We start from the raw sequence: 12,852 nt of genomic DNA on the forward strand, positions 1-12,852 counted from the left end.
AAGGTCAGTGGGCTGGAGATTTATGATGGCTCCCTCAAGACTGAACCGATTAGTTCTTTCCTTTCTCGCAATTGGAAATCTTATGCTGGTCTTACCGGAATTCTTCCGCCTGCCGAGCTGTAATGGACTGCAGGCCCGGCAAGGTCATTGCCCCCAGTGCGCCCCATTTTGTGCGGCGTAGTGTCCCTGTCCCGCCCCAACCCCCACCGTCTCACTCTTGGCGCAGCCGCGCCACCTTGGAGGTTGACTATGCAAGAACTCTCCTGCACTTGGGTTCCCGGAACCATCGACATCGTTCGTCTGAAGATCGGCGGGCGCACCATCGAACTGACCAGCACGCGCCTCGCCCGGATTTTTGGTGCTCAGGCCCTGAACGACCTGTACATGCGGGGCCGCGCCGTCGTGCGGGCCAACCCCCAGCAAGTGCAACTGCTGACCTGACGTTTCCGCTCACGCGCCGCCTGTCCTTATACGAGGTGGGCGGCGTGTTCCCTGCCCGGTGGCGCTAGCATGACCGCATGACCGCTTCCGCCTCCTTACCCGATCTGGCCCACCTGCTGCCCGATTTGCATCAGTTGGTAGAAATAGAATCGCCGTCCGGCAATGCACAGGCCATAGCCCGCGTGATGGACGTGGTCGAAGGCTGGGCACGCGCACTGGGCGCAGAAGTGGAGCATCTGTCCGGTGGCACGCGCTCATTTTTGTTCGGCTTGCAAGATCGGCCCGCCCTGATCCTGACCCACGCCGATACAGTTTGGCCGCACGGGACGCTAGAAACCATGCCGTTCCGGGTCGAAGGTGACCGCTTGTACGGCCCCGGCACCTACGACATGAAAGCCGGAATCGTGTCGGCCATTCACGCCCTGCGTGCCCTGCACACCTCGGGCGGTTGGCCTGCGGGCGGCGTGCAACTCCTCATCACGCCGGATGAAGAAACCGGGTCGCACAGCAGCCGCGCCCACATCGAGGCCGCCGCCCGTCAGGCCCGCGCCGTGTTGGTGGTGGAACCCCCCGTAGCCGATTCGCACGCCCTCAAGACCGGGCGCAAAGGCGTCGGCTCGTTTGTCCTCACGCTGCACGGCGTTGCCAGTCACGCCGGAAACAAACCCGAGGAAGGGGCCAGCGCCGTCGCTGAGGCCGCCCGCCTGATTCCGGCTATTCACGCGCTGGCCCGCCCGGACGCGGGAACGAACGTCAGTGTAGGCCTGATCCGGGGCGGCAGCGCCGTGAACGTGATTCCGGCTCGCTGCGTGTTGGAAGTAGACGTGCGGGCGGGCAGCGTGGCAGAAGGCGAGCGCGTGACGGCTGGCATGCACGCCCTGACGGCTGGCGATCCCCGCGTTCGCCTGGAACTGACGGGCGGCCTGAACCGTCCCCCCTTCGAGCGCGGGCCGCAGACAATGGCGCTGTATGCACGGGCGCAGGCTCTGGCCACTGGCCTCGGCTTCCAACTGACGGAGGAAGTGGTAGGCGGCGGCAGCGACGGCAATTTCACCGCGCCGCTCTCGCCCACGCTGGACGGCCTCGGCGCACCCGGCGACGGCGCACACGCTGCCCACGAGCATGTGCGCCTAGACCGCTGGCCCCTACACGTGGCGCTCCTGACAGGGCTGCTGCGGGAGGTGTGAGGGGGAGGAGTAATCGCGTTGCGCACTCACCTCCTCCCAGCCTCCCCCCTCTCCTGCGGAGCTTTGCAAGCCAAGGGTGAGGAGTAAAAAGCTCCCATTAGGTGTCTTTTAGGCTGTCCTTAGACCCTTGACCCTTTGACCCTTAGACTGACCCACCACCCCTCAGGAGACCCCCCATGTTCGGACTGTTCGGCAAAAAATCAGGCGGCAAGAACCCCAATGTGAAGCAGGACGACGCCCACACCTACCGCGTGCGGGTACGCACCAAGCGGCACGGCGAGATCGTGGAATTCCGCTTCACCAAAAGTGCCCACATTGGAATCAATGACGACGGCACCTACCTGTTCCGCAAGGCTGTCGTGTCGCCCAAGCACTTTGACCGGGGCGAACTGTTGGTCACGTTCGACAAGCGGTACAACGTGACGGCCACGACGGGCGAAGGCGTGGAGTTTGTGCCGGTGTCGGAGTGGGAAGACTGACGGCGGATCGTAGGACGTGGTTTGGTCGTTCCCACACTCCACGTTCCACACTCAATCTTTACACTCCAACTTCGTAAAACGTTTCCTCCACGATCCGCTCTGGAAACTTGCGAATAAAATCCACCGTACTCAGCGCCTGTGTGCGGTGGCAGGCGATGGCTTGCAGCTTGCGCGTAATGAAGGGCGTCACGTCGCGGCGCAGGTTGGCGGGCAGCCACTCCGGACGCAGGGCCTCGTTTTCGGGGGCGGTGTCGCTGGCGTAGTACCACAGTCGCGGGCGCTCTCCTTCCGGCAGGGCGTCCCACGCGGCTTTTACGGCGCGGTGGGTGGTCACATGATCGGGGTGGCCGTTGCTGCCGTTGGGCGGAAAAGTCAGCACGATTTCGGGGCGGTGCCGCGTCATGGCCTCACGCGCCGTCTCGATGATCGGCTCCATGGGCTGGTCTTGCAGGTACTTGTCGGGAAAATTGTGCTGCTCGAAGGAGCTGCCGGGCGTGGTGGTCAGCCCGATGACGGCCAGACAGGCCCGCAATTCCGCGTCCCGCAGTTCTGCGAGTTCTTCTGGCGTGTTGCACAGTCCCAGCATCCGCCCGGCTTCCCCATGCGTCAGGGTCACGAGGCCGCAGTTGTGGCCCTCAGCCAGCAAGGTCATCAGCGTGCCGGACGCGCCGTACACCTCATCGTCGGGGTGCGGCAAGATCAGCAGGAGTTTCAGGCGGGGGGATGTAGCTTCGGGAGCGTGGGTCATGCGGGTCAGCATAGAGTCTGGATCGTGGATCGTAGAAAGTGAGAAAGGCCAAACCACGCTCCACCCCCCACCCCCGGCGCACCGCCCCCTACGTTTCTTGGCCGATGCGCTCCGCGCCCCCGATCCGTCAGCATAGGGCCATGAACGATTCCACCGTTGCTGTGCCTGATGATTCCGCTCCGCCCGCCTTCCGCCTGCGCGAGTTCCGCAGTCCTGACGACTACGTGGACGCCGCGTGGGTGCTGACCGCTGCCAGCCCAGAATGGCCCGTGACGCCCGAACTGCTGCAAACGTGGGACGAGGCCGAAGACCCGAACCTGTTCCGCACCGACGTGGTGGCCGAGCAAGGCGGGCGCGTGGTGGGCGTGGGGCGCGTCGGGCACGATGATTTTGCCTTCGAGGAATGGCGCTACTGGGGCAACCTGACTGTTCACCCGGAGGCACGCGGGCAGGGCGTGGGCGGGGCGATGTACCGGGAACTCCTCGGGCGAGTGCAGGCGCGTGAGGCGCGGGAAATTCGCACCATGCTGTCGGACGGGCCGCACCACGAGGCGGGCCGGGCGCTCCTTGCCGCGCACGGTTGGCAGGAGACGTGGCAGCGGTACGAGAGCCGCATTCAAACCGCCGAGACTGACTTATCGCGCTTTGGCCCACTGATGGACGGCGTGGCCGCGCACGGCATAGAGCTGCATTCGGTGGCGTCGCTGGCCGCCGACCCAGAGCGCAACCGCAAATTGTGGGAACTGGACTGGCTGCTGTTTCAGGATGTGCCGATGGGCACGGCGCTGACCAAACGGCCCTTTGAGGCATGGGTGGCGCAGGAACTGGAAGACCCCACCTTCAGCGCCGATCTGTCGTTTGTGGCGGTGCGCCCCGACCTGAACGATCCCCTGACCGGAAGTTACGTGGGCTACTCCACCCTGATGCAAAATCCGTCTGGGTTCTACGTGATCGGCATGACGGGCGTGCGGCGCGAAGACCGGGGTAAAGGCGTGGCGAAGGCCCTGAAAGTGGCGGCCATGCAAGCTCTGAACGCACGCGGCGGCGGCGAAATCCGCACCTTCAACGACGCGCCGAACGCTGCCATGTTGGGCATGAATCAGGCGCTCGGCTTTGTGCGCGGGCCGACGCATCTGCGCTACGAACTGCACTTGGCAGAGGCAGAGCAAGCAGAGGGGGGGCAATGAGCCTTCTCACTGCCCAGAACGTGAAGATTCGGGACTTTGCAGACGCCGATTATCCGGCGCTGGCCGCACTCCAGCAGGCCGTGTGGCCCAAGCAGACGGTCAGTGCCGACTCCCTTCAGCACGATGATCAGGAGTTACAGGCGCATCCTGTCAAGCCGCATTTTTGGCGCATCGTGGCCGAAGACGAGGGCGGGCGTGTGGTGGGTGCAGCGTCGGCGGTGCAGTGGCCGGGCATGTTCGATCCCCACCGCTACCACGCCGAGTTGTCGGTGCTGCCCGAAGCCGAGGGGCAAGGCGTGGGGCGGGCGCTGGCCGAAGCGGTGTGGGCGCACCTACAGGAACGCGGCGCACGCGAGATTCTGGCGGGCACGCAAGAAGACCGGCCACGCGGCCTCACCTTCCTCGCGCACTGGGGCTTTGCCGAAGCCATGCGCTTTTTCGATAACGTGCTGGACGTGCAAACCTTCGATCCCGCGCCGTTTGCCGACGCTGCCCAACTGGCCCCCGGCTACCGCGCCGTGTCTCTGGCCGATCTGAGTACCGAACTTGGCGCAGACGCAGCGTGGGCCGCCTATTTTGCCGGATTCGTGCAGGCCCGCGCCGATGTGCCGCGCACCGGAGAAGCCAGCCCGGTGGTGGAATCCGAGTTTCGCAAACGGGAAACCAACCCGCAATTCTGGCCGGAAGCCGTGCTGTTGGCGGTACACGAACCCACCGGAGAAATCGCGGCCCTGACCGAACTCTGGTTGGAGCCCGCCGACGAGAGCCGCCTGACCACTGGCCTGACTGGAACGGCCCGCAACCACCGCCGATTGGGGCTGGCGTTGGCGCTGAAGCTGAAGTCCATAGAGCAGGCGCGGGCGCGGGGCGCGGCAAAAATCTGGACGGGCAACGCCAGCACTAACCGCCCCATGCTGAACATCAACGAGCGGCTGGGCTTCGTGAAGGAGCCCGCGTGGATAGAGATGCAGTGGTTCGCGCCGCAGAGTGAGGGCAAAGAATGAGCCGCTGGCCTGTTCGACCTATTCAGGATACCGACTGGGACGCCGCCGCCGAGGTCTGGACGCTGGCCCACCCGCACGACCCCTTCAGCGGCCCGGAACTGCGGCACCAGACGGAGCAGCAGACCACTTGGGGCTACCGACATACGGCGCTGGTGGCCGAAGCTGAAGGCGGCGCGGTAGTGGGCTTGGGCCTGTTGTCTCAGAATCCGGGGATGTACCACCCGCAGCGGTTCGGGCTGGAACTGGCGGTGCGCCCCGACTGGCAGGGGCAGGGTGTGGGCGCGGCGCTGTGGCAGGAGCTAGAGGAAACATTGCGCGGCTGGAATGCTCTTTCTGTTCGCACGCTGGCCCGCGAAGATCACCCGCTCGCCCCTCATTTTCTGACCCGGCGCGGCTTCACGCCCGGTAAGCGGTACTTCACCAGCGCCCTGAACCTGACCGACAAGAGCTTTGATGCAGCACCATTTGACGAAGGGCCGTTTTTGGCCACTGAGACGCGGTTGATGGCTCTGGGCGTGCGCGTTCGTAGCCTCGCGGAGTTGCGGGAAGCGGGCACGCCCGACCTGCCCCGCCGCCTGCACGCCCTGATGTCCGATGTGCGGCAGGATGTCCCGCGTTCGGAACCCGCCACGCCGCTGACCTTTGAAGTCTTCGACGAAGCTGTGCTGAATGATTCCTGCCTCCTGCCGGGGGCCTACCTGATCGCACAGGCCCCCGGCGGCGAGTGGATCGGCCAATCCACCCTGTTTCGCTCGGAGAGTAGCCCTGACCTGCTGACTGGGCTGACGGGCGTGACGCGGGACTGGCGCGGGCAGGGCGTCGCCACGCTGCTGAAACTGCACATTCTGCGGGTGGCACAGACCCTAGCGACACAGGCTCTAGCGACACAGACCCCAGCGGCACAGGCTTTGGCTGCCCAAACAGACGGCCAAGTGTTCCTCCGTACCGACAACGCCAGTGACAATGCGCCGATGCTCGCCATCAATGACCGTTTCGGCTTCGTGCGCGACCCCGCCAGCGTCAGTTGGGTGCTGGAGTTCGGGGCGGATGGTCAGAGTTGAAATTCTTTCCTAGACCCTTAGACCCTAGACCCTTAGACAAGGCCCACCACAACCCATGCTGCTGAGCATCGACTGGGACGCCTACAGCGGGTGCGCCGACTTGGTGTTCGACGCGCCGATCTGGGGTACCCGCGACTTGCCCGCAGACCGGGAGGAGGCATGGCAGGCCCGCACTCTGAGGCGCAATCCGGAGGCCCAAGACTGGACGCCGTTGGACGCCGATTTCCCGCTGTATCCCGGCTGGGAGGCGCTGGAACGTTACGCGGGCTGCCCAGCGTGGGTCACGTTGTCTCACGCCGATGCTTGGGGCTGGCTGGAAGAACACGCCGCTCGAACTGGCAGTGTGCCAGACGTGCTGAACATCGATTCTCACCATGATCTTGCCAGCCGCAGCGGAGACGGTACGCGGGTGCGGCCCGGCAACTGGGCGGGCCTTGGCCTTGGCGGGGGCCTGATTCGGAACTATACCTGCCTATATCCGGCGTGGCACACGGCCTTGGCGGTGGCCGAGGGCTTCGATCTGGAACGCACCCACGCCGAAATTGCTGGCCTGCTGTCTTCTGAAACGCTGCCCCCTGCACTGCTGCCCCGCCTCGCCCTGCGCCGCATGACCCACTCTACAGACGGCCTACCCGACCCGGCAGAGGTGAGCGGCGTGCTGCTGGTGCAGTCGCCCGCGTGGACGAACCCGGCCCATGACCCGGCCTTCTGGCAACTGGCCGAACACTTGAACGCACATAGAGTGGTGGCCCCCCTTTACCGAAAATGGGGTGGGTGTAGTGTGCCCCGGAGCTGAGCCGTTAAACTGCGGGTTGCTCGTCTGGCGGCCCAGTGCCGTTTGCCCACCCTCATTTCAGGAGAAGTCGTGACCACGTCCCCCCCAGAAAGCGCCCGGCCTATCGCCTATCAGGTGGGCGTGTTCGCCCTTGTGCATCAGCGCAATCAGTACCTGCTGGTGCGCCCGCGCCGTCCCATTTTGCCGGGCGGAAATTACGGTCTGCCGGGCCTGGTGCTTGACGCCGAAGCGGGCAGCGGCGTGGCCGAAATGGGCCTGCGCCGCGCACTGCTGGCTCAGGTGGGCATTTCGGTTTCGGGCCTGCGCTTGGTGGGCAGCCACGCCGCACGGGGCACCGAACATGGGCAAGCCGACGCCCGCCTGTACCTGATTTTTGGCACCGAATACTGCTCCGGTATCCTGAATCCTCAGCCCGCAGAACTGTACAGCGCCGAATGGATGGCCGCCTCCAGCTTCGATAACCGCACCCCAGAATGGCTGCACGCCGCCGTGCGCGAATACCAGACAACCGCCACGCCCACGCCGACGCCCTCGGTGTCCTCAGTCTTTGGCCGCAAACGCTAATAAATACAGCGTGCGTAGAGTGCTGAAGGTGAGTTTTGAAGCAGAGCGACAGACTCCCCTACACCTTGTGAGGATGGGGGAAGGCGGGGCAGCAAACGAACAGACGAAATCAACTGTTCACGCGGGGGCGCGGAAGCCATCCGCACGGCTGCCTGTTCTTAAACCCTAGACCGCGCCAACGGCAAAAAAGCCCATGCACCCGCACCGCCCCAACAGGGAACAATGCAGGCGCACGGGCCAGAAGTATTGAATGAAGCTCAGATCAGGAGTTACTCGGCCTGAGCAGATTCGGCCTGCGTGGTGGCCGTCATGTTGGCTTCGGGGTCTCGGGGTGCCTCTAGAAATTCCAGCTTGCGGGCGTCGCTCCACAGGCCCTCTAGGTCGTAGTAGTCGCGGGCGTCTTTGGTCATGATGTGAACCACGATGCCGCCGCCAAAGGCCAGCAGCAACCAGCGCTCGCTGGGGCCTTCGACGCTGGGGCGGGGCAGGCCGGATTCCTGCGCCTTCTGCCGCACGTTTTCCTGAATGGCGTTCAGTTGCAGGCCCGCGCTGGCGGTGCAGATGATGAAGTATTCGAGGGTGGAAGACACGTCGGTCAGGTCAAGGACGACGACATCCTCGGCGCGGCGTTCGCGGGCGGCGTCCACGATGGCGCGGAGTTGGTTCTGGACGGTCTGTGCAGAGTGCTGTGATGCTGGATTCATGGGGTTCTCCGTGATGCTGTGTGCCGCCGTAAGGGGCACGGGCCGAGCTAATGGACTTGGGTCTAATTTACTCCGGGCTGACCTGCGCCGCTCTGATCCATTCCCTCCAGATCAGTCGTGGCATCGGGGGTGGTCTGGGCGGGGCCGTCCGGAGCGGTGCCATCCGGGTACGCATTCAGTGCCGCGAGGGTCTCGCGGGCGTCCGTTCCCAGCAGAATACCGATTTCTCCAGCCTCTACGGGGAAACGCTCACCTTGCAAGCGGGGAAGGCCCAAGGTATCGGCCAATTCGCTGGCGGCCCGCACGTCGCTGCCCGTAAAGACCTGACTGGCCTCGGGGCTGGCTGGCACGGCTTCGGTGGTGATTTCGGTGTAGCCCAGCGCCGCCAAAGCACGGGCCAAGCGGGGGCCAAGGGCGGCTCCGCTGGCGTCCTCTATTCGGATGCTGACTGGGCGCACAGTGCTTGCAGTCGCCAAACTCGGCGCAGTGTTGCCCCACACTTCGGCCAATCTTTCGCGGTTCACGGCCAAGTTAAAAGAGCCGCGAATCTCGTCGGTGGGTAGGGTGGCGAAGGTCAGCTTGAGTTGGGGCAGATACGGCAGCAGGGTAGGCAGCAAGTTGGGATCGGCGTTGGTTTCCACGCCGTTGCCGATGCCGCCCAGAATGGTGGGCAGGGCCGCCAACCCTTTGGCCGATTTCAGGCGCGAGGCCAGTTGCGTCAGCGCCTGCTTCTGGTGGTCTATGCGGCCCCAGTCGTCGCCAAAGCCTTTGCGGACGCGCAGGAACAGCACCGCCGTTTCTCCGTCAAGATGGTGGTTTCCGGCATCCAGCTTCAGGTTTACGCCCGCCGCCTGATCTATCCACTCTATGCCGCCCTTCGGCACGGTCACGTCTAGGCCGCCCAGCGCGTCTATCACGCGGGCCACATAGTCGGTTCTCACGATCACGTGGGCGTCTACGCGCTCGCCCGTAATTTCCTCCACGGCGCGGGTCAGGCCTTCCGGCCCCCCTGACCAGTAGCGGCTGTTCACCTTCTGGGCAGCGGGCGAACCCCGGTAGTCGTACTCGCCCACGTTGGTGTCGCGGGGAATGCTCAGCACACTGACCCGTCCGGCGTCCACCTTCACCAGCATCAGAGTGTCGGTGTTGGGCGGCTGAATAATGCCCGTGCGCTGCTCCTGATCCTTGCAGGGCTGGCGGTAATAGCAGTACACGATGTCGCGGCCCGCCACCAGCAACGTAAAATTCGGGGCGCTGCCCGCTACCAGTGCGCTGGCCGGAGTAGACGCCCCCGGAGAACTGAGGACGGCCACACCGCCCAGGGCCAACGCCGCCAAAGACAGCCCGAAAGCTTGCAACGCCCGCAGACGCGCCAGTGGGCGGGGGTTGGCAGAACCATCAGACGGAAAATCAGGCGGCAACAGGCTCACACCCCACAGCATAGCCAGCGGGCATGAGGGGAGCTGTTAGCGATAAGACACAGCGTTGGTGTGCATTCACAACGATGTATTCATCAGGCGGGGCGGCTGCGGCGCAGGGAAAGTCGGGGGGCCGGGGAAGCGGCAACGGAGGCGTCTGAACCCGCATGGCCACAGGCAGAATGGCCGTGATCCACCCGCACCAGCGGCAGCGCGTAATAGGCCTGCAAGGTTCGCGGATGAACCTGAATGCCCCGCCCCTGAAGGTAGGTGACTTTGGAGGCGATGGCCCGGTGCAGGGCGGCGTCGAGATCGTGCAGGGCCAATTCGCGGATGTCCTCGTTCACGCCGCGTCCGGGTTCCGAGACATCGGCCACGTACACGCAGGCCGACACCGGATTCCCGCCGCGTGGCCCGGTGGTGTGGTCTTCGACAGCCTCCAGCACCACCGGATCACGGTAGCCCCAGCGTTCCAGCAAGGTGCGGGCGGCGCGGCCATGCAGGGCCAGCGGGTGCGCGGCGTCTATAGGGTGTTCGGGTGGCGCGAGGCGCAAGAGTTCGGCGTCGGGAAGGTCACGGGCTATGTCGTGCAGGATGCCCGCAGCGTAGGCCCGCGATTCATCGAGGCCGTTGGCACAGGCGATCTGGCAGGCGAGTTCTGCAACGCGCAGGACGTGCTGGTAACGCTTGGGGCGCACCATCAGGCGAACGCGGTCTTCCCACCCAACCAGATCGGCGAGGGGGTGACGCGGTTGGGGCAGTGCGGCAATCATGCGCGCATGTGGACAAGGCTCCACACCATAGAACAGAGTATACGTCACGCCTTTGCACCTAAGCTGACGTAAAATGTGGAATCGATTCCATCTGGGGCGGGATTGTTGGCTGGAAGGGCTGTCAGATGGACGGTCTGGGGGCGGGTGGTCTAAGGTGCTGGGGCGGGTTCGGTGCGGAACTGCCTCCTCTGCTCCGCAGCTCTGCGGGCCACCCCGCTGCTAGTGCAGCGCCCCTCTCTTCAAGCTGTTCCAGTCCCGCAAGGGGGGAGGGCTAAAAGCAATGGCTGGGAGCTGTGTTTTGACCCTTGACCCTTAGACCAAGCCCCTCACACCCGCCTACTCACGGCGCAGAACCCGTCCCACTCGCAGGCGGACGGGCTGCGGGAGTTGCCGCTGCCGGAGTTGCCGCCACCCGCTCTACCGTCAGGCGCACATTGACTTCATCGAGGGCTTGTGCGCCCGCCGGAATCCGCAGGGTCACGGGCGCGGTGTAGGTGCCCACGCGGTAGGTCACGGTTCCCGCCGCCTCGCGCAGTCGGCCCAGCAGTTCGGGGGCGGCCACCACGCGCACGGTGCTGGGCTGCACGCTGACCGCCGTGACGCGCAGGCCCGCCGGGGGATCGTTCAGCACTACGCGCAGGCTTTTCACGGGGAGTTCCCCGGTGTCTATCCGGCGCACGGTCACGCTGGCGGGGCTGGTCTGCACGCCCTCTACCGGGTCGCCCTGTTCGTCTAGAGCGATCAGGTTCACCTCGCTGGCTTCTCCGGGCAGCAGGGGCGCGGGGCTGGTGATCAGGCGGCGCACGGTGGCGACCACGCGCCCCGCACCGCTCACGGTGGCCTGTGCGGGGGCCACGTCATAGCGCAGCAGGCTGGTATCGGACGGAGAAGCCACGCTGAGCGTCACGGCCAAAGTCCGGGTCAATTGGGCATCCACGAAGCCCTGCACCCGCTCTGGCGCTTGCCGCCGCAGCGTGGTTCCACCCGGCACCTGCACCGCAACCGGGCGATTGAAACTGCCTTCCGGCACGCCCGTCACGTCGACTACGGCTTCAATCGTTTCGCCGCTCAATTCCCGCAGGCGCTCCGGGCGGCCAGAGAGCGTCACGCGCACGGTGCCGGGATTCAGGTCACTGGTGGCACGGCGGGTGCGGCCCCCGGTGGTATCGCGCACGGTCACGGGCACATCGAAGCCCTGCTCCACGTTGGCGCGGCGATCCCCAGTCGCCACGAACCACAGCGTCAGGGCCACCACCAACGACAGCACTTTGGGCAACAGGTTGTGAACGACCCGGCCCCACACGTAGCGCGGCCTAAGCCAGCGCTGGGCCGCGCTCCCTAGGCCGCCGTCATGCCCGCTGCTGCCGCTCACGCCCGCTCCGGGGGCAAGATGTCTTCCGGTTCGGGCGGCGTGTCTCCCTTGCGGTTCTTGGGCGGCGAATCGGGCTGGTCGTACACCAGCGCCCGCAATTGCTCGCGGAGTTCGGTGCCGTTCAGGTCTGGCCCCAGTCGGCCCCCCAGCGCAATTCTCATGCTGCCGCGCTCCTCGCTGGCAATGAGTACCACCGCGTCGGTCAGTTCCGACAGCCCGATGGCGGCCCGGTGGCGCGTACCGTAACGCCGATAAGTGCCGTCTCCGGCCTGAAGCGGAAACAGGCAGCCCGCCGCCACCACCCGCGACCCCTGCACGATCACACCGCCGTCGTGCAGGGGGGCGTTGCGGGCAAATAGAGCTTCCAGAAAAGGCACACTGACCACCGCGTCTAGCCGCACGCCCGTATCGGCGTATTCACCCAGCGGCGTGCGGCGTTCTATGGCGATCAAAGCCCCGGTTTTGCGCTCTGCGAGGCGTTCCAGCGCCCGTGCGAGGTCTTGCAGGGCCGCCCCGCCACTGGCTTCCCGGCCACGTGGCCGCCCCACCCGCTCCAGTGCGCCGCGCAATTCCGGCTGAAACAGCACGATCAGGGCAAACAAGCCCACCGTGCCCGCCCGCCCCAGCAGGTAGCTGAGGGTGGTGAGGCCCAGCAGTTGCGCCGCCACCCACACGCCCGCGAACACCAGAATGCCGCGCACCACGTTCACGGCACGCGTGCCCACCACCAACATGTAGGCCTGATACACCAGAAACGTGACCAGACCGATGTCCAGCACATCACGGGCACTCAGGGAACCAAGGGGCGGCACGGGGGCTAGGACTCCTTCCCGCCGCAGCACGACAACGCGGGCTGGGCGGCACGCCGTCCACTATACAAGCCAGCACCGCACGGCTGAGTCCGAGTTGGCTGAGTCCGGGCAGAAGGGGAATGCACCGGCCCCCGCGCCTGCACAGGCTTCAAAACGCGGCCATTTCCGAACGCTCTGATCAGACCCATCTTGTCAACGTTGCCGAACCGAACCACCCACAAGTCCCAAAACAGCCCGTGAGGAAGTTCGAAGTCCCTCATCTCGGCCCCCACCAAGCCTGACCCCACCAACCCTAATCTTTATCTT

Annotated in this window: 14 protein-coding genes; 8 read left to right on the forward strand and 6 right to left on the reverse strand. The window is 65.3% G+C overall.

All coding sequences use genetic code 11. The features are described 5' to 3' along the window. Positions 1 to 249: 249 nt before the first annotated feature. From SU48_RS13020 to SU48_RS13030, 3 genes are all read left to right on the forward strand, one after another. The gene (locus tag SU48_RS13020; RefSeq protein ID WP_064015618.1) at positions 250 to 441 is read left to right on the forward strand and encodes a hypothetical protein; all 192 of its coding nucleotides are present in this window, start codon (positions 250 to 252) and stop codon (positions 439 to 441) included. Positions 442 to 518: 77 nt separating this feature from the next. Then, positions 519 to 1,628 carry a M20 family metallopeptidase gene (locus SU48_RS13025; RefSeq protein ID WP_064015619.1) on the forward strand — a complete coding sequence of 370 codons (1,110 nt, stop codon included), beginning with the start codon at positions 519 to 521 and terminating at the stop codon, positions 1,626 to 1,628. Between the two features lie 176 nt (positions 1,629 to 1,804). After that, entirely contained in the window at positions 1,805 to 2,107 is a 303-nt protein-coding gene (locus SU48_RS13030) for a hypothetical protein (protein ID WP_064015620.1), read from the forward strand. 58 nt (positions 2,108 to 2,165) lie between these two features. On the opposite strand, the gene SU48_RS13035 is transcribed toward SU48_RS13030, so the two are convergent. Then, positions 2,166 to 2,855, reverse strand: a complete 690-nt coding sequence (locus SU48_RS13035) for a PIG-L deacetylase family protein (protein WP_157451171.1) — start codon at positions 2,853 to 2,855, stop codon at positions 2,166 to 2,168. A gap of 140 nt (positions 2,856 to 2,995) precedes the next feature. On the opposite strand from SU48_RS13035, the gene SU48_RS13040 reads away from it, so the two are divergent. The 5 genes from SU48_RS13040 to SU48_RS13060 all read left to right on the forward strand — a co-directional run bounded on the left by SU48_RS13040 (position 2,996) and on the right by SU48_RS13060 (position 7,467). Next, positions 2,996 to 4,042 (forward strand): GNAT family N-acetyltransferase, encoded by a 1,047-nt coding sequence (locus SU48_RS13040; RefSeq protein WP_064015622.1) that lies wholly within the window; start codon positions 2,996 to 2,998, stop codon positions 4,040 to 4,042. Further along, positions 4,039 to 5,046, forward strand: a complete 1,008-nt coding sequence (locus tag SU48_RS13045; RefSeq protein WP_064015623.1) for a GNAT family N-acetyltransferase — start codon at positions 4,039 to 4,041, stop codon at positions 5,044 to 5,046. Before SU48_RS13040 ends, SU48_RS13045 begins: the two co-directional genes overlap by 4 nt. Then, positions 5,043 to 6,107, forward strand: coding sequence for a GNAT family N-acetyltransferase (locus tag SU48_RS13050; protein WP_064015624.1), 1,065 nt, complete (start codon positions 5,043 to 5,045; stop codon positions 6,105 to 6,107). Before SU48_RS13045 ends, SU48_RS13050 begins: the two co-directional genes overlap by 4 nt. Positions 6,108 to 6,162: 55 nt before the next feature. Further along, entirely contained in the window at positions 6,163 to 6,903 is a 741-nt protein-coding gene (locus SU48_RS13055) for a hypothetical protein (RefSeq protein ID WP_064015625.1), read from the forward strand. Positions 6,904 to 6,972: 69 nt separating this feature from the next. Beyond that, complete coding sequence (locus tag SU48_RS13060) at positions 6,973 to 7,467, forward strand: NUDIX hydrolase (RefSeq protein WP_157451172.1); 495 nt, start codon at positions 6,973 to 6,975, stop codon at positions 7,465 to 7,467. Positions 7,468 to 7,736: 269 nt separating this feature from the next. Here SU48_RS13060 and rsfS read toward each other — a convergent pair whose 3' ends face one another. From rsfS to cdaA, 5 genes are all read right to left on the reverse strand, one after another. Beyond that, the gene (rsfS, locus tag SU48_RS13065; RefSeq protein WP_064015627.1) at positions 7,737 to 8,171 is read right to left on the reverse strand and encodes a ribosome silencing factor; all 435 of its coding nucleotides are present in this window, start codon (positions 8,169 to 8,171) and stop codon (positions 7,737 to 7,739) included. Between the two features lie 62 nt (positions 8,172 to 8,233). Beyond that, the gene (locus tag SU48_RS13070; RefSeq protein ID WP_231881630.1) at positions 8,234 to 9,601 is read right to left on the reverse strand and encodes an LCP family protein; all 1,368 of its coding nucleotides are present in this window, start codon (positions 9,599 to 9,601) and stop codon (positions 8,234 to 8,236) included. A gap of 83 nt (positions 9,602 to 9,684) precedes the next feature. Continuing rightward, on the reverse strand, positions 9,685 to 10,362 hold the full coding sequence (gene yqeK, locus SU48_RS13075; protein WP_064015628.1) for a bis(5'-nucleosyl)-tetraphosphatase (symmetrical) YqeK: 678 nt from the start codon (positions 10,360 to 10,362) through the stop codon (positions 9,685 to 9,687). A gap of 340 nt (positions 10,363 to 10,702) precedes the next feature. After that, positions 10,703 to 11,734, reverse strand: coding sequence for a CdaR family protein (locus tag SU48_RS13080; protein WP_064015629.1), 1,032 nt, complete (start codon positions 11,732 to 11,734; stop codon positions 10,703 to 10,705). Beyond that, positions 11,731 to 12,546: a diadenylate cyclase CdaA gene (gene cdaA, locus SU48_RS13085; protein WP_064016051.1), complete on the reverse strand. Its 816-nt coding sequence runs from the start codon at positions 12,544 to 12,546 to the stop codon at positions 11,731 to 11,733. The genes SU48_RS13080 and cdaA overlap by 4 nt, the downstream gene beginning before the upstream one ends. Positions 12,547 to 12,852 lie beyond the last annotated feature (306 nt).

This window comes from Deinococcus puniceus (assembly GCF_001644565.1).
GTDB classification, from domain to species: domain Bacteria; phylum Deinococcota; class Deinococci; order Deinococcales; family Deinococcaceae; genus Deinococcus; species Deinococcus puniceus.